Raw genomic sequence first — 20,558 nt, 5'->3', positions numbered from 1 at the left:
TCAGTTCCACAGGACGTTCAAAGCATTTTCACCGCCGTCGAAACCGAACTCCTTGACCACCACCGAACACGATTCGCAAGGTGGCATGGTGGTAGCGACGTTCACGGTTTCGATCGATCCGGCATCGGGGTATTTTTCGCGAATGGCGCTGATCAACTTGCTTTCACTGTCCAGTGATGTGGGCCTGCGCGTCAGTGCCGGGTGATAGTTATCAATTTCCTTTATGGTTGCCGGCACAGCGAGCAGTTTTCCTTCATTCGACACGAGCAGTGATGTGTTGGGAAATTCCTGATTCATATCGACATTGAAGTAAGTCGTTTCACCGACCCTGATCTGATCTGCGCCAAGATTCTGTTTGAACAAAGGCAGGTGCCCGGTCGCCCCCTGCGCCCCCGAAACACTGACATAAACCTCGCGCTTCCCAGTGGCAGTGACGACTTCCGCGTAGGCGATGTTTCTGGGATTGAATGAACGCTGGTTGTAAGGGATAAGCTTGTGCAGCTTCATCATCGTTTTCTTGATATTCAATGCGCTGTCGGCATTGTTCAGCACGGTGCTCGGCTCAAGGAACAATGTATCGAAGATTTCCACGGTTCTTTTCCGGAAATCTTCTGATGCGACCTTGCTTCGCGACCAACTGGTTGCCCCTTTGGGCAACTGCGTGACAATCATTCGGGTCGAGTGATCGAACAGCACCGCTTCGCCTGGACTGGTATCGACTTTGAGCAGCTTGAGCGTGTCCGGCGGGTTCACGTGGCCGCCAATCGGAATGGCAATCTCTTCCATGGTTTGCAACGCTCGCTCCACTGCCGGCGTGCCGTGAATCCTTGCCACATTGTTGGCATTCAATGAACCGGTGTAGACCGTGAGCAGTTCTTGATTGAGATCTTCCGGCAATCTCGAAGCTTTCCTGAGATTCAGTTTGTCCGTCAGGTTTTGACCTTGTGCCAGTTCGGCGACATAAAAGTGTCCGGCATCCAGGCGGGTAAACACGTAGCGCTTGGATTCGTCTATCGCCGGGATGATGATGGCACCGGCTTCGAAGGTGTCGAACTGACCCTGTTTGCCGTAGGGGATGTCTACCTTGATCCTGCCATAGATCCCTTTCTGGAACTCCACCGTAGCCGGGAGCGATCTTTTAGACTTCAGGGTTTTAAGCAACATCGCCCGATCCGCAGTGGCCGGCGTATAGATACTGTCTCCGAACCACGGCGCCCAGCCTTTAGTCTCGTCGAAACTGCCAATGGCCGGCGTCGGTGCCGGATCGACGGTGACGAATGTGGTCTTGCAGACATCGGCACCCGGATGGCGGCGTACCCGGCAAGGCAAGGATTTGAACATCGCCTGGTCATCGATCAAGTCGGCACGACGCAGTTGGTCGTTGTCCAGTCGATAGGGGATGTCATCCACGAACAGAGTGGTACGACCATCGACTTCGAGTACTTCACGGATACGGGCTTGCTCCGGAAGTTCTACCAGGGTGTGCGTATCGGTGGGGGCTAACGTTTTGAAGGTTGACCGGCCATGTATGAGGTTGTCGCTGTGATTGTGCAGGCGGGGACCATAGGGCAATGACGTTACCGGGTCGACCGGGTGGAATCGGGTCAGGTCCGACGGGCTGGTGTTGCGCACGAGTACATCATCGACACCGTCGATCGTTGCCAGTCGATCACTCGATGTCAGAGGTTTCCAGCGCCCGGGGTCGGTTGCTTGGGGCAGGTTGTGAACCAGTCGGTAGCTGTCGGTGTTTCCTGCCAGTTTTCTCAGTCCACTGACACCAAAGCGGCCCGCCGTATACAGCCCTTTCCACGTACCGCTGCCGATTGCCTTGAGCAATGACGGAACCCCGTCCAACGGGTTCAGGTTGCGCAGCGACGCGACCAGCAGTTTTCGGGTCAAGGTCGAAAAGGAAGGCAGACTTGCTTTGACGGCCATGCGCGAGGCTGTGGTCGCGGCCCTGATCAAACGCACCGACCCCGCCATGAATTTTCCGATGGGACTGACGAAAGAAGCCAGGTCCATGGCGAGTCCGATCACGCCTGTGAGTATCTGGCCTGACAGAAGATCGTCAATACTGCCCCAGAAGGGTACGAACGCTTTGGCAATCTCTACGAAAGTATTGCGCCGTTGTTCGTTCCTGGCCCTGATAGTGTCGAATGTTGTCATGCCACGTGCCTGGGCACGTAATTGGCTTTCATCGACGTACAGAAAGTTTGTTGCAATGTATTGGGCCACTGCATTCAAACGGGTGATGACCTGTGCCGTTCCTTCGGTATTGGCGGTGGCAGGCACGTCACCGACCACGCCGAGGATCGCTATGCAATACGCCTTGTCAGCGGGCCTGGTGCCGTTCAAGTGCGCAGACCAGTCAAGAAGCAGCGAGGTGCTGATTTCAGCAGAGTATGTTTGTCCAGGAATTGAGGCGTGCAAGGGGTACGTGGTGCGGACGCCTTCGACGGTTGAAAACCTCAAGTGGTCTCTGCGACGAATCATGCCGGCGCTGGGTATCAGTTCGTAATAGGTGATTTCATGATTGTGGGTCACCTGTAGAACGAAACCTTTTCGTGGCCGGATATCGCCGCTTGCTTCGATGCGTGCCTGCTCCAGGTGCAGGCTCAGCAGGCGGACGTCACCTTCTACGAGGGCCTGGCGGTCGGCCAGTGGCAGCGAGGTCAGCAGACTGGCGATCAGAGTCTGATAGGCCGTCCTGATTTTCGAGAGGTAGTGTGCAAAGTCCGTTGCAAACTGCTGGTTGATATCAGGCAGCGTCTTGCCCCCGTATCGGGTTAGCACAGGCCTTTCGATGCCCCTGTGGTCTTTGCGAAACGGCTCATGATGCACGGTTCGCATGTCGTCGATTTTGATCCAGAGACTGGTTCGTGTCTTGCCATCGGATTGGGTGACAAAAAATTTTCTGCCGTCATCGAGCTGACCATCGGCATAGACATCGAGGAATGCATCGCCTGGCAGGTTCAACGAGGGCATATCCTTGGAGCCCAGGCTGCTTGGTGGATCATCGCGCAACAACTTGCGCCCGTCCGATTCGAACATTGCTTCGCCAAACACATCATCTTTCGCCTGCTTGGCCATTTTCAGCCTTTCAGGGGGTGGCAAATCGAGGGTCATGACAGCTTTGTTCAGGCTCTCGCTGTGGCTTTCCAGGGCGGCCGTCGCCCGCGTCATATCGTTCTCGTCGTAATCCGAGTTTGCGCGCGATTGAACGATGCCACAGCAGATCGCCCATTCCAGTGCCGGTCCCATCCTCAGTCGGGTAATCTGCTCAAGTTGTTCGGACGAGGCGTCGGCGCTCCGGGACAGGGGCAGGTCGACGAGCTGTTGAAAGGACAGGGTTTGCGATCGATTCAGGCCGAGTTCATCTGCCAGCAGCACGCCGTGCATGAAGTTCACCCACACCACCGAACTTTTGTAGGGAAGATCGGGCGGGATGTCGCGCACAGCGAAGTCCTTCGAGAGGCGGGTCTCGTACACGCGCGCCAGTAATATCGCATCCTTGATATTGGTGAGCCGCCGGGTGTGCAGCAAGTGCTGTTCGAATTCGCTGCGCACGCTCTGGTAGCTTTTGCCCCAACGTGCCGGATCTTGCCAGCGGAAGCCGGCGAGTACTTGCGAGTCGTCAGCCGACGACTCCTGAAAATAGAGGCATATGGCTTTGCAAATCAGTTGATTGCGTACGGACGTCGACGTCTGTTCGCCGGGGTGCGCGCCATACCACTTGAGCTTTTTCAGCAGTTGGTCTGCAAGTTCCTGTGTTCGGGGCGCGCTCAAGATTTCCTGGAGAATTACCGAGGGCGTTGTACGCAATTGCTCTTCGGAGGCCAGACGCAGTACATCGCCGCCCAAATGACGGATCAGCGACGATTCACTGCTGATAAAGGTTTTAACGGTATCGACGATTTGAGCATTGATGAGTTTTGTCTTGTACTGGTTGATGGTCAGAGACTGTGCAAGCGTGGGGGCGTTGCGTTGCAAGGTCTTGAAGCGTTGTTGATCCTGAGCTGTAGGGCGGGCAATGAAATAATCGATATCCGGACCGTCATCCAGTCCCAACTCTTGTCTGGCACGAACTTCTTTGGCAGCCGGTGTGTCGGGTTTAGCTAAAGGTGTCGATGTCATGTGGCACTCCTCGTGAAATCAATTCCCGCAACAACACGTAGGGGAATTCTCGAGTGCCCAGTAAATCGATCTCGAAATCTGCTGTGGCTGTACATATTTATGGCAGTGTTTAGAGTGACCGAGGCTGATCCTCCGCTTGCCGGAACCTTGAACTCACCCTAGTCTAGCTACAGCGAATTCGTCCGGATGACGGTCAAGCAGTGCTATTACAAGGGAACACATGAATCAAACGCGGACACTCGGATCGCCACGGCTGTTGGGCATCGTCTGGCCTTTTATCGCCGTTGTGCTGTTCCAAGCCTTGTTGGGCGGCGTTAGCCTGTACGTGCTGTCGGCGGTTCGCGGCTATGTTGCCGGCGAAAGCCTTTGGTCCAAGGGCCAGAAAGACGCCATCTATTACCTCAATCTCTATGCCGACAACGGCGATCAGGACATTTTCCGCAAGTATCAGCAGGCCATTTCCGTTCCTCAGGGCGGGCATGAATTGCGCGTGGCGCTGGATCAGCAACCGCCCGATATCGAAGCAGCGCGGCTGGCCATTCTCAAGGGCGGTAACCACCCGGACGACGTCTCCAGTCTGATCTGGCTGTACCTCAATTTCCGTCATTTCAGTTATCTGGAGAAAGCCATCGACCTGTGGACGGTGGGTGACGACTATTTGGTCAAGCTCGACGACGTTGCACGTGACATGCACGAGCACATCACCGCCCACCCGACTTCGGCGGCGGACATCCAGCGCTGGAAGGCGCAGATCTTTGCCATCAATGATGAAGTGACACCGGCGGCGAAAGCCTTCAGTGACGCGCTGGGCGAAGGCTCGCGGATGATTCTTCGCTTGTTGCTGCTGACCAACCTCGCCACCGCCCTGGGCTTGATCGTGCTGGCGTTGATGCGTACTCACAAACTGCTCAAGCAGCGCCATGAATTTGCCGATGCCTTGCAGCTGGAAAAGGACCGGGCGCAAATCACCCTGCAATCGATTGGCGACGGGGTGATCACCACGGATGTGGATGGCGCCATCGCCTACATGAATCCGGCCGCCGAGGCGTTGACTCACTGGAAGGCCGAGCAGGCCGCAGGATTGCCGCTCGCGGCGTTGTTCAATCTATTGGATGAAAACGCCCAGTCCGATGGTTTTACCTTGATCGAACATATTCTCAGTGGGCAACTCAGCGGTGGCAGCGAGCATTCAAAACTGATTCAACGCCTCGATGGCAGCACGGTTTCGGTGACGCTGGTGGGGGCGCCGATCAGCAATGCCGGCAAGGTCAGCGGCACGGTGCTGGTGTTGCACGACATGACTCAGGAGCGGCAATACATCGCCAATCTGTCCTGGCAGGCGACTCATGACGCCTTGACCGGCCTCGCCAATCGCCGTGAATTCGAATATCGCCTGGAGCAGGCGCTGCATAACCTGACGCGCCAATCAGGGCGGCATGCCTTGATGTTTCTCGATCTGGACCAGTTCAAACTGGTCAACGATACCTGCGGCCACGCCGCGGGTGACGAGTTGCTGCGGCATATCTGCGCGCTGCTGCAATCGGGTTTGCGTGAAGGCGATACCCTGGCCCGGCTGGGGGGGGACGAGTTCGGCATCCTGCTGGAAAACTGCGGGCCAGAGGCCGCGGAGAAAATCGCCGAGTCGCTGCGCCAGACCGTGCAGAATTTGCACTTCGTCTGGAAGGGCCGGCCATTCGTGACCACCGTGAGTATCGGTCTGGTGCACGTTTCGCAGAATCCGACCACGCTTGAAGCCTCGCTGCGCGCTGCCGACATGGCGTGCTACATGGCCAAGGAGAAGGGCCGCAATCGGGTTCAGGTCTATCACCCCGATGATTCGGAATTGTCCCTGCGCTTCGGTGAAATGGCCTGGGTGCAGCGCCTGCACATGGCGCTGGAAGAGGACCGCTTCTGTCTGTACGCACAGGAAATCGCGCCCCTGGGCGTCGACTCGGGCGGCGGGCACATAGAGATTCTGCTGCGTCTGCATGATGAAGCCGGGCGCATGATTCTGCCCGACAGCTTTATTCCGGCGGCGGAACGTTACGGCCTGATGAGTTCGATCGATCGCTGGGTCGTGCAGAACGTATTCAAGATCATTGCCCAATGCCGGGCCGAGCCGCATTGCGGGCCGTTGGCCATGTGTGCGATCAATCTGTCAGGCACAACCATCGGAGATGAGGCGTTTCTCGACTTCCTGCGCGAACAGTTCGTGACGTATTCAATTCCCGCTGAAATGATTTGTTTTGAAATCACCGAAACCAGCGCCATTTCAAATCTTGGCAGTGCAATCAGATTCATCAATGAACTCAAAGGCTTAGGTTGTCTGTTTTCGCTCGACGATTTTTGCGCCGGTATGTCCTCATTCGCGTATCTGAAACATTTGCCTGTAGACTTCCTGAAGATTGACGGGAGTTTCGTAAAGGACATGCTGGACGACCCGATTAACCGCGCCATGGTCGAGGTGATCAACCACATCGGGCATGTCATGGGTAAGCGCACAATTGCCGAGTTTGTCGAAACGACTCAGATCGAACAGGCTTTGCTGGAGATTGGTGTAGATTATGCTCAAGGGTATGTCATTGAACGCCCGCAGTTGTTTACCTGCGATAGTCTCCAGAGTCGTCCGGCCAGGCCTCAGCCTTTGTTGTTCAAGGCCCCTGGCACGTTCCGTTGAAATCTCTCGCTGATCTAATAATCACAATCAAAAGGAGCTCGACAGTGATCGACACATTCAACCGAACCGGACCGCTCATGGAAGCTGCGAGTTACCCTGAATGGGCTCAGCGCCTGATCAAGGACTGCAGCGAGAGCAAGCGCCGGGTGGTCGAACACGAACTGTATCAACGCATGCGAGATAACAAACTCAGTGCGAAGACCATGCGCCAATACCTGATCGGTGGTTGGCCGGTGGTCGAACAGTTCGCGTTATACATGGCCCAAAACCTGACCAAGACCCGATTTGCCCGCCATCCGGGCGAAGACATGGCGCGTCGCTGGCTGATGCGCAACATTCGGGTCGAATTGAACCACGCCGATTATTGGGTGAACTGGAGCCGTGCACACGGCGTCAGCCTGGAAGATCTGCAGGCACAACAGGTTGCCCCGGAACTTCACGCCCTCAGCCATTGGTGCTGGCACACCAGTTCTTCGGATTCGCTGATCGTTGCCATTGCCGCCACCAACTATGCCATTGAAGGTGCGACCGGCGAGTGGTCGGCGGTGGTTTGCTCCAACGGCGTGTACGCCGCTTCTTTCCCTGAGGAAGAGCGCAAGCGTGCGATGAAGTGGCTGAAAATGCATGCCCAGTACGACGATGCCCATCCTTGGGAAGCGTTGGAAATCATTTGCACCCTGGCGGGGATGAATCCGAGCAAAGCCCTGCAGGTGGAGCTGCGTCAGGCAGTGTGCAAGAGCTACGACTACATGTACCTGTTCCTGGAGCGCTGCATGCAGCTTGAGCACGCAGAGAAGGCACCGGTAACCCGTGAGCGACTGGAATTGGCCGAAAGCTGATCCCGAGAAGCCGCTGTAGAACTGTGGGAGCCAGCTTGCTGGCTCCCACAGTCTTTTGTGTAGCGAGCAACGGCTCAGCCTGCCATCGCCAACCGATTACGCCCCTCGCGCTTGGCCACATACAGCGCATTATCAGCCCGTCGCACCAGGCTTTCGGCAGACTCGCCAGGCAGCAGGGTCGAGCAACCGAGGCTTACAGTCAGTTGAATCGAGCGCCCATCGGCGATGTATTCCTCGCTCTGAGCGGCAAACCGCAGGCGTTCACCGACCAGGGCAGCAGCTTCCCGGCTGGTGTTCGACAGCAGAATCAAAAACTCCTCGCCGCCGAAACGAAACACCATGTCGACGTTGCGCAACTGATGTTTGATCGAAGCAGCAACTGCCTTGAGCACGTCATCACCCGCACTATGACCATGGGTATCGTTGATCTGCTTGAAATGATCGATGTCCAGCATCAACAACGACAACGGTTGCAGATGGCGCCGTGACAGATCGATTTCCCGCTGCAACGTCTGATCCATCGCGATGCGGTTGCCGGTGCCGGTCAACGGGTCGCGTAACGCGCTTTGAGTGGCTGCGCGGTACAGCAGGGTATTGCGCATCGGATACAGCAACGTCGCCAACAGCGATTCCAGGTTGCCCTGTTCCTGCTCGCTGAAGCGCTGGTTGCGGCGAAACACCAATTCACCCAGATGTTCACCCTCATGGCTGAGGCTGTAGCTGATCGAGTGGTGGCCGCGTTGACCGAACTCAAGGCGCAGGTCGCTGCTCTTGTGCTCGTAGCTCAAGGCATCCAGCGGGACCAGGCGCTGAACTTCAACAAAGAACAGGCCGAGAATGCGTTGGGGTTCAAGACTGGTTTGCAGTTGCAAGCTCAACTGCTGGCGCAGTTTCGCAAGGCTGGCAGGTCTTTCTGGAGAGGGTTGCTGCTGACCAAAACCCAGGCGCTGCAATTTGGCGCTATCGAAGTCAATTGCGTTGGTCTGGGAAGGTGATTTCATATGGCGTGCGCCCTTGAGCAGTAAGGCTGTGTCTTACAAGCTGGGTGAGAGCGGCTTTAGGCTGCGCGTCAGTACTGGTCCGTCAGCCCCGTAGGACATTTCGTACAAGTTTAATCGGCTTTGTAGAAGATTTGGAGCCTGTCGACTGCAGCTCCGCCCGGTTCGCGTTCACACGGCGTATGTGAGCAAGTGCAGAGCGAAAGTCGTGCCAAATCAGGGGGTGTTGATAAATTCTTATAAATCAATTGTTTAGAAGATTTAAGAACGGTTATGGTGCATACGCTGACATAAGTTTGACTGGAGTTTCACTTCGGCCTCGGTGCCGCGACGGAAATTCGCCGCGGCACAAAAGCGACGTACGGCATTACTGGGCGTTAAAAGCTTGCCCGTTGATGCCTGTGCTGTCCGGACCCATCAAATACAGGTAGACCGGCATGATCTCCTCGGGCGTCGGATTGTTGAGTGGATTTTCTCCCGGATAGGCCTGGGCGCGCATGCTCGTGCGGGTGGCGCCCGGGTTGATGCTGTTGGAGCGCACGGGCGCCACGGTGTCGACTTCGTCTGCCAGGGTTTGCATCAAGCCTTCAGTGGCAAACTTGGAAACGCCATAGGCGCCCCAGTAAGCGCGGCCCTTGCGTCCAACGCTGCTGGACGTGAATACCACCGAGGCGTCCTTGGACAGCTTGAGCAGCGGCAACAAAGTGCTTGTGAGCATGAACATGGCGTTGACGTTGACTTGCATGACCCGCATGAAGTTTTCGCCTGACAGTTGTTCAATCGGCGTGCGCGGGCCAATGATCGATGCGTTATGCAGCAGGCCGTCGAGGTGACCGAATTCGGTTTCAATCATCGCCGCCAGCTCATCGTATTGATGGGGCAGGGCGGTTTCCAGATTGAACGGAATCACCGCCGGTTGCGGGTGACCTGCGGCTTCGATTTCGTCGTAGACCTGAGTCAGGTTGGCTTCGGTCTTGCCCAGCAACAGCACGGTTGCGCCGTGAGCCGCATAGGTTTTAGCGGCGGCAGCGCCGATGCCACGGCCAGCGCCGGTGACCAGAATGACCCGATCCTTGAGCAAGTCGGGGCGGGCGGAATAATCGAACATAAAAAACCTCACGACAATTCAACAATAAGGCCGGCACTGAACCTGTGGCGAGGGAGCTTGCTCTCGCTCGGCTGCGAAGCAGTCGTAAACCTGCAAATTCAGTGTGCCTGATAGATTGCAGTGGCAGATTAAAGGGCCGCTTCGCAGCCCAGCGGGAGCAAGCTCCCTCGCCACAAAAGCATCTCTACTCAGCAGCTACACAAAGCGCTATCAAGCACTTTGCGCAACTCCAGTGGATGATCGACCACCACATCCGCTCCCCAGTGCCGCGGGTTGTCGTCCGGGTGGATATAGCCGAACGTCACTGCCGCAGTCTTGGTCCCGGCATCGCGACCCGATTCGATATCGCGCAGGTCATCGCCCACGAACAGCACGCTGGCCGGATCCAGATCGAGCATCTTGCAGGCCAGGATCAACGGTTCCGGGTCCGGTTTGCTGTTCTTCACATGGTCCGGGCAGATCAGCAAGGCCGAGCGTTCGGCCAGCCCCAGTTGTTGCATGATCGGTTCGGCGAAGCGCAGCGGCTTGTTGGTGACCACGCCCCAGATCAGGTTGGCCTTCTCGATGTCCGCGAGCAGTTCGCCCATGCCATCGAACAGTTTGCTGTGCACCGCACAACCGACGAGGTAGCGCTCCAGGAACTCCAGACGCAACGCCTCGAAACCCGGCGATTCCGGGTCCATCGAGAACGTTACCGCGACCATCGCCTTGGCGCCGCCGGAGATCTCGTCGCGGATGTGTTTATCGTTGATCGGTGGCAAGCCACGGTCGGCACGCATCGCCTGGCAGATCGCAATGAAGTCCGGCGCGGTGTCGAGCAGGGTGCCGTCCATGTCGAAAAGAACTGCTCTGATACGCATCGGCTTACTCCTCGCGCAGAGTCTGGATCATGTAATTGACGTCCACGTCGGACGCCAGTTTGTAATGCTTGGTCAGCGGGTTGTACGTCAGGCCGATGATGTCCTTGACGGTCAGCCCGGCCATGCGGCTCCAGGCACCCAGCTCGGATGGGCGAATGAATTTCTTGAAGTCGTGGGTGCCGCGCGGCAGCAGCTTCATGATGTATTCGGCGCCGACGATGGCGAACAGGTACGCCTTCGGGTTGCGGTTGATGGTGGAGAAAAACACCTGGCCCCCCGGCTTGACCATGCGGAAGCAGGCGCGGATCACCGAAGACGGGTCCGGCACGTGCTCGAGCATTTCAAGGCACGTGACCACATCGAACTGTTCCGGCATTTCTTCGGCCAGGGCTTCGGCGGTGATCTGCCGGTATTCGACGCTCACGCCGGATTCCAGTTGATGCAACTGCGCGACCGCCAGCGGCGCTTCGCCCATGTCGATGCCCATCACGGTGGCGCCGCGTTGAGCCATGGCTTCGCTGAGAATGCCGCCGCCGCAACCGACGTCGAGGACTTTCTTGCCGGCCAGGCTGACGCGTTCGTCAATCCAGTTGACCCGCAACGGGTTGATGTCGTGCAGAGGTTTGAATTCGCTTTCGCGGTCCCACCAGCGATGGGCCAGGGCTTCGAATTTGGCGATTTCGGCGTAGTCGACGTTGCTCATGGGTTAAGTCCTCTAAAACTTGAAAAATCCTGTTGCCTCGGGGTTGAGTCCGGGGTGCTTACGATTCGGTACGGCCGCTGATGCGTTGGCCCCAGGCCTTGGCAGTGGTGACCAGTTGCTGTTCATCCAGGCGTGTCAGGCGACGGTCGTCGAGCAGTTGCTTGCCGGCGACCCAGACATGTTTCACGCAGTCCCGGCCGGTGGCATATATAAGCTGTGAAACCGGGTCATAGATCGGTTGCTGGGCCAGGCCGGAGAGATCGAACGCGACGATGTCCGCGGCTTTGCCGACTTCCAGCGAGCCGGTGTCGGCTTCGATCCCCAGGGCGCGGGCGCCATTGAGCGTGGCCATGCGCAGGGCGCGATGAGCGTCCAGCGCGGTGGCCGAACCGGCGACGGCCTTGGCCAGCAGCGCAGCGGTGCGGGTTTCGCCCAGCAGGTCGAGGTCATTATTGCTGGCGGCGCCGTCGGTGCCCACGGCAACATTGACCCCGGCCTGCCACAAACGCTCCACCGGGCAAAAACCGCTGGCCAGTTTCAGGTTCGACTCCGGGCAATGAATCACATGGGTGTTGCTTTCTACCAGCAGCGCCAGGTCTTCTTCGCTGATCTGGGTCATGTGAACGGCCTGGAAGCGCGGCCCCAGCAAGCCCAGGCGAGCGAGACGGGCCAAGGGGCGTTCGCCGCGCTGTTCGAGCGCTTGCTGCACTTCGAAGGCGGTTTCATGCACGTGCATGTGGATCGACGCGTCGAGCTCTTCGGCGATCACGCGGATTTTTTCCAGGTTTTCATCGCCCACGGTGTAGGGTGCATGGGGTCCGAAGGTGATTTTGATGCGATCGTGATGCTTGAGATCGCCAAACAGTTCGATGCCCTGACGAATGGCTTCGTCCGCGCTGCTGGCGCCGGGGATCGGGAAGTCGAGGATCGGAATCGCGATTTGCGCACGAATACCGCTGTTGTGGACGCACTCGCTGGCAACCTTCGGGAAGAAGTACATGTCAGAGAAGCAGGTGACGCCACCTTTGAGCTGTTCGGCGATAGCCAGATCGGTGCCATCGCGTACGAATGCTTCATCGACCCATTTGGCCTCGGCGGGCCAGATGTGGTTTTCCAGCCAGGTCATCAACGGCAAGTCATCGGCCATACCGCGGAACAAAGTCATTGCCGCGTGCCCGTGGGCGTTGATCAGGCCCGGGCTGAGCAACATGCCCGGCAACTCGCGGACTTCGCGTGCAACAAGCTTCAGTGCAATTGTGCGTGGGCCGATAAAAACGATGCGCCCGTCGCGGATGCCCAGGGCATGATCCTTGAGGACAACGCCGGCAGGTTCGACGGGTACCAGCCAGGTCGGCAGCAACAACAGGTCGAGCGCAGCGGCAGTGTTCGGCATCGAAGGTCCAGTGCTTTTGTAAAGGATGGCGAAGTATACCCGAGCGTCTTCGCGGGGGGATCGCTATAATCGGCGGCTTTTGTGTTCATGAGTGCGGGGTGTGGGATGCGCGATCGACTGTTGGCTGCGGAGAAGGTGAAAGCCATCGATTGGCGTGATGGCGCCCTCTATCTGCTTGATCAGCGTGTTTTGCCGTTCGAGGAAACCTGGATCGCCTATACCAGCGCGGCCGGCGTGGCCGAAGCCATTCGTACCAGAGTGGTGCGCGGTGCGCCGGCGATCGGCATCAGCGCCGCCTATGGCATCGTGCTGGCGGCCCGCACCCGGATTGCCGAAGGCGGCGACTGGTATGCGGCGCTGGAAGAGGATTTCGCACTGCTCTCCGACGCCCGTCCCACTGGCGTAAACCTGTTCTGGGCGCTGGGCCGCATGCACGATCGGCTTGATCGCCTGAAAGAAAATGCCGACCCGCTGGTGGCGCTGGAAGCCGAGGCGATCGCCATTCACGAAAGTGATCGCGAAGCCAACCTGACCATGGCGCAACTGGGCGTGGACCTGATCCGCAAACACCAGGGCAATGCCCAGGCGATCCTGACCCACTGCAATACCGGCGCGCTGGCCACCGGCGGCTTCGGCACCGCGCTGGGGGTGATTCGCGGTGCGTTCATCGAAGGCATGGTCGAGCGTGTGTATGTCGACGAAACCCGTCCCTGGCTGCAAGGTTCGCGGTTGACCGCGTGGGAGCTGGCCAACGAGGGCATTCCCGTAACCCTGAATGTCGATTCCGCCGCGGCCCACATCATGAAGACCAAGGGGCCTACCTGGGTCATCGTCGGCGCCGACCGGATCACCGCCAACGGTGACGTGGCCAACAAAATCGGTACTTATCAACTGGCGGTCAATGCCATGCACCACGGCGTGCGCTTCATGGTGGTGGCGCCGAGTTCGACCATCGACATGCATTTGGCCAGTGGTGATGACATTCCGCTTGAAGAGCGTGACGGTCGCGAATTGCTGGAAGTCGGCGGCAAGCGCCTCGGTGCGGGAGTGGATGCGTTCAACCCGGTGTTCGACGTGACCCCGGCGGATCTGATCGACGCCATCGTCACTGAAAAAGGCATCGTCGAACGCCCGGATACCGCGAAAATAGCGCAGCTGATGTGCCGCAAGCGTCTGCATTAAAGGATTGTTGTGCCTGAAAGGTCGCCATCGCTGGCAAGCCAGCTCCCACAGGGTTTGCGCCCGCCATTAATCCTGTGGGAGCTGGCTTGCCAGCGATGGGGCCTTAAAAGTCAATAAACAACCGCAAGCCAGGCCTCAAATCTGCATACAAAGAAGCTCTAAGCCTCTCTCGTCCCCTTCAAGCCTGTCACCGGTCAACTAACTACTCTCCATGCGCATCTGGGGGATAGGTGCGTGGCGGCTCTTGTGATAACATCCGGCGGTTTCCAGGGTTGCCCCGCGGGGTGACCTTTACTGCGCAGATCCGTGGCATAACTCGTTGATTTGTCGTAAGTCGGTGCATGGCACTCAGCCGGCAGCGGCGAGCTTCGTTGGTCCCATATGGATATGACGAAGTTTCACCAGAAAAAGGAATCAGGCTTCTCATGGGCGAACTGGCCAAAGAAATCCTCCCGGTCAATATCGAAGACGAGCTGAAGCAGTCCTACCTCGACTACGCGATGAGCGTAATTGTCGGGCGGGCACTGCCGGATGCGCGCGATGGCTTGAAGCCCGTGCACCGGCGTGTGCTGTTCGCGATGAGCGAGCTGGGCAACGACTTCAACAAGCCGTACAAGAAATCTGCCCGTGTTGTCGGTGACGTGATCGGTAAGTATCACCCGCACGGTGATACCGCGGTGTACGACACCATCGTTCGGATGGCGCAGCCATTCTCCCTGCGCTACCTGCTGGTAGACGGCCAGGGCAACTTCGGTTCGGTGGACGGCGACAACGCCGCGGCCATGCGATACACCGAAGTGCGCATGACCAAGCTGGCACACGAGCTGCTGGCTGACCTGCACAAGGAAACCGTGGACTGGGTGCCGAACTACGACGGCACCGAAATGATCCCGGCGGTCATGCCGACCCGTATTCCCAACCTGTTGGTCAACGGCTCCAGCGGTATCGCCGTGGGCATGGCGACCAACATCCCGCCACACAACCTCGGTGAAGTCATCGACGGTTGCCTGGCGCTCATCGACAACCCTGAGCTGACCGTCGACGAGCTGATGCAATACATCCCCGGTCCGGACTTCCCGACCGCGGCGATCATCAACGGTCGCGCCGGCATCATCGAAGCCTACCGCACCGGTCGCGGGCGCATTTACATGCGTGCCCGTTCGATGATCGAAGACATCGACAAGGTCGGTGGCCGCCAGCAGATCGTCATCACCGAACTCCCTTACCAGCTGAACAAGGCGCGTCTGATCGAGAAGATCGCCGAGCTGGTAAAAGAGAAGAAGCTTGAAGGCATCACCGAACTGCGCGACGAGTCCGACAAGGACGGTATGCGCGTCGTGATCGAGTTGCGTCGCGGCGAAGTGCCTGAGGTCATCCTCAACAACCTCTACGCCCAGACCCAGCTGCAAGCGGTGTTCGGTATCAACATCGTCGCGCTGATCGACGGCCGTCCGCGGATCCTCAACCTCAAGGACCTGCTGGAAGCTTTCGTTCGTCACCGTCGCGAAGTGGTGACCCGCCGTACCGTGTTCGAACTGCGCAAGGCGCGCGAACGTGGTCACATTCTCGAAGGTCAAGCGGTCGCCCTGTCGAACATCGACCCGGTCATCGCCCTGATCAAGGCTTCGCCAACGCCGTCGGAAGCCAAGGAAGCGCTGGTCAGCACCCCTTGGGAATCCTCGGCGGTAGTGGCGATGGTCGAGCGTGCCGGCGCCGATTCGTGCCGTCCGGAAAACCTCGATCCGCAATACGGCCTGCGTGAAGGCAAGTACTTCCTCTCGCCAGAACAGGCGCAAGCCATTCTGGAACTGCGTCTGCACCGCCTGACCGGTCTGGAACACGAGAAGCTGCTGGCCGAGTACCAAGAGATCCTCAACCAGATCGGCGAGCTGATCCGCATCCTCAACAGCGCCACGCGCCTGATGGAAGTGATTCGCGAAGAGCTGGAAGTGATCCGTGCCGAATACGGCGACGTGCGCCGCACCGAGATTCTCGATGCGCGTCTCGACCTGACCCTGGGTGACATGATCCCGGAAGAAGATCGCGTCGTGACCATTTCCCACGGTGGCTACGCCAAGACCCAGCCATTGGCTGCGTACCAGGCCCAGCGTCGTGGCGGTAAAGGCAAGTCGGCGACCGGCGTCAAGGATGAGGACTACATCGCTCACCTGCTGGTTGCCAACAGTCACACCACGCTGCTGCTGTTCTCCAGCAAGGGCAAGGTGTACTGGCTGAAAACCTACGAAATCCCAGAAGCGTCCCGCGCCGCCCGCGGTCGTCCGCTGGTCAACCTGCTGCCGCTGGATGACGGTGAATACATCACCACCATGCTGCCGGTCGAGGAATACACCGAAGGCCACTACATCTTCATGGCCACCGCCAACGGCACCGTGAAGAAGACGCCGCTGGAGTCCTTCAGCCGTCAGCGCAGCGTCGGCCTGATCGCCCTGGAACTGGATGAAGGCGACGTATTGATCAGCGCTGCCATCACCGATGGCGAGCGCGAAGTCATGCTGTTCTCCGACGGCGGCAAAGTGACGCGCTTCAAGGAATCCGACGTTCGCGCCATGGGCCGTACCGCTCGCGGTGTGCGCGGCATGCGTCTGCCGGAAGGCCAGAAGCTGATTTCCATGCTGATCCCGGAAGAAGGCAGCCAGATCCTCACCGCTTCGGCGCGTGGTTATGGCAAGCGCACCGCGATCACCGAGTTCCCTGAGTACAAGCGTGGCGGTCAGGGCGTAATCGCCATGGTCAGCAACGAGCGTAACGGCCGTCTGGTCGGCGCGGTGCAGGTGCTCGATGGCGAGGAAATCATGCTGATTTCCGACCAGGGCACGCTGGTGCGTACTCGCGTCGACGAAGTCTCCAGCCTGGGCCGTAACACTCAGGGCGTGACCCTGATCAAACTGGCCAATGACGAAACACTGGTCGGCCTGGAACGGGTTCAGGAGCCTTCGGAAGTCGAGGGCGAAGAGCTGGAAGGTGAAGAGGGTGCAGTGTTCGAAGGTGATGTCGTAATCAATGATGTCGCCGAAGACCAGCAGCTCGACGCCGCCGCTGACGAAGAACCACAGGAATAAGCGGGTAAACAGGGGGCGGATGAGAATTCGCCCCCTTGTTGTTTGTCCGGTATGAAAATCTGCAACACTGCGAATGATCGTTCCCACGCTCCGCGTAATGATCGCTCCCACGCTCCGCGTGGGAGCGCATCCAATGACGCTCTGCGTCATGGGACGCGGAGCGTCCCCAGCGGCATTCCCGCGCAGAGCGTGGGAACGATCATTCGCAGACCAAAAGATTCAAGTGACCACCAGATCAGAGCGAGATTGGATGTGAGCAAGAGAGCCTATAACTTCTGTGCCGGTCCTGCGGCGCTTCCCGAAGCTGTCCTGAAGCGCGCCCAGGGTGAACTTCTCGATTGGCACGGCAAGGGCCTGTCGGTCATGGAAATGAGCCATCGCAGCGATGAGTTCGTGTCCATTGCCACCAAGGCAGAGCAGGATCTGCGTGATCTGCTGAATATCCCCTCGAACTATAAAGTGCTGTTCCTGCAAGGCGGCGCCAGCCAGCAATTTGCGCAGATTCCGCTGAACCTGTTGCCGGAAAACGGCTCTGCCGACTATATCGACACCGGTATCTGGTCGCAGAAAGCCATCGAAGAAGCGTCGCGTTATGGTCACGTCAACGTCGCCGCAACCGCCAAGCCTTACGATTACTTCGCCATCCCCGGCCAGAACGAATGGAAGCTGTCGAAAGACGCGGCCTATGTTCACTACGCGCCGAACGAAACCATCGGCGGCCTGGAATTCCAGTGGATTCCGGAAACCGGTGATGTTCCGCTGGTGGCCGACATGTCCTCGGACATCCTGTCTCGCCCGGTGGATGTTTCCCGTTTCGGCATGATCTACGCCGGCGCGCAGAAAAACATCGGCCCGAGCGGCATCGTCGTCAACATCGTGCGCGAAGACCTGCTGGGTCACGCCCGTTCGCTGTGCCCGACCATGCTCAACTACAAGGTCGCGGCCGATAACGGCTCGATGTACAACACGCCGCCAACCCTGGCCTGGTACTTGTCCGGCCTGGTGTTCGAGTGGCTGAAAGAGCAGGGCGGTGTCGAAGCCATCGGCAAGCTCAATGAAGTGAAAAAGCGCACGCTCTACGACTTCATTGATGCCAGCGGTCTGTACAGCAACCCGATCAATCACTCGGACCGCTCGTGGATGAACGTGCCGTTCCGCCTGGCTGACGATCGCCTGGACAAGCCGTTCCTGGCCGGCGCCGACGAACGCGGCCTGCTGAACCTCAAAGGGCACCGTTCCGTGGGCGGCATGCGTGCCTCCATCTATAACGCCGTCGACATCAACGCGATCAACGCGCTGGTTTCGTACATGGCAGAGTTCGAGAAGGAACACGGCTGATGTCTGAGCAAGAACTCAAGGCACTGCGCCTGCGCATTGATGCTCTGGACGAAAAAGTCCTGGAGCTGATCAGTGAGCGCGCGCGCTGCGCCCAGGAAGTCGCGCGAGTAAAGATGGCCTCGCTGGCCGAAGGCGAAGTGCCGGTGTTCTATCGTCCCGAGCGCGAAGCTCAGGTGCTCAAGCGTGTCATGGAACGCAACCAGGGGCCGCTGGGCAACGAAGAGATGGCGCGTCTGTTCCGCGAAATCATGTCGTCGTGCCTGGCGCTGGAGCAGCCACTGAAAGTGGCTTACCTCGGCCCTGAAGGCACCTTCACCCAAGCGGCAGCGATGAAGCACTTCGGGCATGCGGTGATCAGCAAGCCGATGGCGGCGATCGACGAAGTGTTCCGTGAAGTGGCGGCCGGTGCGGTGAACTTTGGCGTGGTCCCGGTGGAAAACTCCACCGAAGGTGCGGTCAACCACACCCTCGACAGCTTCCTCGAACACGACATGGTGATCTGCGGTGAAGTCGAGCTGCGCATTCACCATCACCTGTTGGTCGGTGAAAACACCAAGACCGACAGCATCAGCCGTATCTACTCCCACGCCCAGTCCCTGGCCCAGTGCCGCAAGTGGCTGGACGCCCATTACCCGAATGTCGAGCGCGTGGCGGTGTCCAGCAACGCCGAAGCGGCCAAGCGGGTCAAGGGCGAGTGGAACTCGGCGGCGATTGCCGGCGACATGGCGGCCGGTCTCTACGGGCTGACCCGTTTGGCCGAGAAGATCGAGGACCGTCCGGACAACTCCACGCGCTTCCTCATGATCGGTAATCAGGAAGTGCCGCCGACCGGCGACGACAAAACCTCGATCATCGTGTCCATGAGCAACAAGCCGGGCGCGCTGCATGAATTGCTGGTGCCGTTCCACGATAACGGCATCGATCTGACGCGCATCGAGACCCGTCCGTCGCGCAGCGGTAAATGGACCTACGTGTTCTTCATCGACTTTGTCGGCCACCACCGCGATCCGCTGGTAAAAGGTGTGCTGGAAAAGATCAGTCAGGAAGCAGTGGCACTCAAAGTGCTGGGTTCCTACCCGAAAGCAGTTCTCTAAGGGGCGGTAGCAATGAGTGGCAATTTCCTCGCTCTGGCACAGCCGGGCGTGCAACAACTTTCGCCTTATGTTCCGGGCAAACCCGTGGACGAACTGGCGCGCGAGCTGGACCTCGATCCGGCCAGCATCGTCAAACTGGCGAGCAATGAAAACCCCCTGGGCGCGAGCCCCAAGGCGTTGGCAGCCATCCGTGATGCGCTGGCCGAGCTGACCCGCTATCCGGACGGCAACGGTTTTGCGCTCAAGTCCCTGCTGGCCGAGCAATGCCGCGTCGAGCTGAATCAGGTGACGCTGGGCAACGGTTCCAACGACATTCTTGAGCTGGTGGCGCGCGCCTACCTGGCGCCGGGCCTCAACGCCGTGTTCAGCGAGCACGCGTTTGCGGTCTACCCGATTGCCACTCAGGCGGTGGGTGCCCAGGCCAAGGTCGTTCCGGCCAAGGAATGGGGGCATGACCTGCCGGCCATGCTGGCGGCCATCGATGCCAACACCCGCGTGGTGTTCATCGCCAACCCGAACAACCCGACCGGCACCTGGTTCGACGCCGAGGCGCTGGACGAATTCCTGCAGGATGTTCCGGAGCACGTATTAGTCGTGCTGGACGAGGCTTACATCGAATACGCCGAGGGCAGCGACCTGCCGGACGGTCTGGATTTCCTCGCGGCTTATCCGAACCTGTTGGTCTCGCGTACGTTCTCCAAGGCCTACGGCCTTGCATCGCTGCGCGTCGGTTATGGCTTGTCCAGCGCCGTGGTGGCCGATGTGCTGAATCGTGTGCGCCAGCCATTCAACGTCAACAGCCTGGCTCTGGCCGCGGCTTGCGCGGCGTTGAAAGACCAGGACTACCTGGCTGAAAGCCGCCGCCTGAACGAAGCCGGCATGCAGCAACTGGAATCGGGTTTCCGGGAGCTGGGGCTGAGCTGGATTCCTTCCAAAGGCAACTTCATTTGCGTCGATCTCGGTCAAGTCGCGGCCCCGGTGTTCCAGGGCTTGCTACGCGAAGGCGTGATCGTGCGTCCGGTGGCCAACTACGGCATGCCGAACCACTTGCGCGTGACCATCGGTCTGCCGGCAGAAAACAGCCGCTTCCTTGAGGCGCTGACCAAGGTTCTGGCTCGTGGTTGATGTCACTGCACTGCAATCTGCTGAACC

Annotated in this window: 13 protein-coding genes; 7 read left to right on the top strand and 6 right to left on the bottom strand. The window is 58.7% G+C overall.

From position 1 onward, the window contains the following. On the bottom strand, positions 1–4,134 hold the full coding sequence (locus D8U73_RS07995; RefSeq protein ID WP_130904147.1) for a hypothetical protein: 4,134 nt from the start codon (positions 4,132–4,134) through the stop codon (positions 1–3). A gap of 220 nt (positions 4,135–4,354) precedes the next feature. Between D8U73_RS07995 and D8U73_RS07990 the strand changes: the two genes are divergently transcribed. Then, entirely contained in the window at positions 4,355–6,811 is a 2,457-nt protein-coding gene (locus D8U73_RS07990; RefSeq protein WP_130904146.1) for an EAL domain-containing protein, read from the top strand. Positions 6,812–6,855: 44 nt separating this feature from the next. After that, the gene (locus D8U73_RS07985; RefSeq protein ID WP_130904145.1) at positions 6,856–7,650 is read left to right on the top strand and encodes an iron-containing redox enzyme family protein; all 795 of its coding nucleotides are present in this window, start codon (positions 6,856–6,858) and stop codon (positions 7,648–7,650) included. A gap of 74 nt (positions 7,651–7,724) precedes the next feature. Here the strand turns inward: D8U73_RS07985 and D8U73_RS07980 are convergent, their stop codons facing one another. From D8U73_RS07980 to D8U73_RS07960, 5 genes are all read right to left on the bottom strand, one after another. Then, positions 7,725–8,651 (bottom strand): GGDEF domain-containing protein, encoded by a 927-nt coding sequence (locus D8U73_RS07980; RefSeq protein WP_056856464.1) that lies wholly within the window; start codon positions 8,649–8,651, stop codon positions 7,725–7,727. Positions 8,652–9,015: 364 nt separating this feature from the next. Then, positions 9,016–9,756, bottom strand: a complete 741-nt coding sequence (locus D8U73_RS07975) for a YciK family oxidoreductase (protein WP_056856463.1) — start codon at positions 9,754–9,756, stop codon at positions 9,016–9,018. A gap of 188 nt (positions 9,757–9,944) precedes the next feature. Continuing rightward, the gene (mupP, locus tag D8U73_RS07970) at positions 9,945–10,616 is read right to left on the bottom strand and encodes an N-acetylmuramic acid 6-phosphate phosphatase MupP (RefSeq protein ID WP_056856462.1); all 672 of its coding nucleotides are present in this window, start codon (positions 10,614–10,616) and stop codon (positions 9,945–9,947) included. Positions 10,617–10,620: 4 nt separating this feature from the next. Then, on the bottom strand, positions 10,621–11,319 hold the full coding sequence (gene ubiG / locus D8U73_RS07965) for a bifunctional 2-polyprenyl-6-hydroxyphenol methylase/3-demethylubiquinol 3-O-methyltransferase UbiG (RefSeq protein WP_056856461.1): 699 nt from the start codon (positions 11,317–11,319) through the stop codon (positions 10,621–10,623). Positions 11,320–11,377: 58 nt separating this feature from the next. After that, entirely contained in the window at positions 11,378–12,712 is a 1,335-nt protein-coding gene (locus D8U73_RS07960; protein ID WP_130904144.1) for a TRZ/ATZ family hydrolase, read from the bottom strand. A 105-nt stretch (positions 12,713–12,817) separates the two neighbouring features. Between D8U73_RS07960 and mtnA the strand changes: the two genes are divergently transcribed. The 5 genes from mtnA (at position 12,818) to hisC (ending at position 20,531) form a co-directional block, all read left to right on the top strand. Next, positions 12,818–13,894 (top strand): S-methyl-5-thioribose-1-phosphate isomerase, encoded by a 1,077-nt coding sequence (gene mtnA / locus D8U73_RS07955; RefSeq protein ID WP_056856459.1) that lies wholly within the window; start codon positions 12,818–12,820, stop codon positions 13,892–13,894. Positions 13,895–14,319: 425 nt separating this feature from the next. After that, positions 14,320–16,974 carry a DNA gyrase subunit A gene (gyrA, locus tag D8U73_RS07950; RefSeq protein WP_056856458.1) on the top strand — a complete coding sequence of 885 codons (2,655 nt, stop codon included), beginning with the start codon at positions 14,320–14,322 and terminating at the stop codon, positions 16,972–16,974. A 252-nt stretch (positions 16,975–17,226) separates the two neighbouring features. Beyond that, complete coding sequence (gene serC, locus D8U73_RS07945) at positions 17,227–18,312, top strand: 3-phosphoserine/phosphohydroxythreonine transaminase (RefSeq protein WP_056856457.1); 1,086 nt, start codon at positions 17,227–17,229, stop codon at positions 18,310–18,312. Beyond that, positions 18,312–19,406: a prephenate dehydratase gene (pheA, locus tag D8U73_RS07940; RefSeq protein WP_007939916.1), complete on the top strand. Its 1,095-nt coding sequence runs from the start codon at positions 18,312–18,314 to the stop codon at positions 19,404–19,406. The genes serC and pheA overlap by 1 nt, the downstream gene beginning before the upstream one ends. Before the next feature lie 12 nt (positions 19,407–19,418). Then, positions 19,419–20,531, top strand: coding sequence for a histidinol-phosphate transaminase (hisC, locus tag D8U73_RS07935; RefSeq protein WP_130904143.1), 1,113 nt, complete (start codon positions 19,419–19,421; stop codon positions 20,529–20,531). Positions 20,532–20,558: the final 27 nt, after the last annotated feature.

The sequence above is a fragment of the Pseudomonas sp. Sample_22 genome, from assembly GCF_004307635.1.
GTDB lineage: Bacteria > Pseudomonadota > Gammaproteobacteria > Pseudomonadales > Pseudomonadaceae > Aquipseudomonas.
This window is presented reverse-complemented; position numbering and strand designations above follow the sequence as displayed.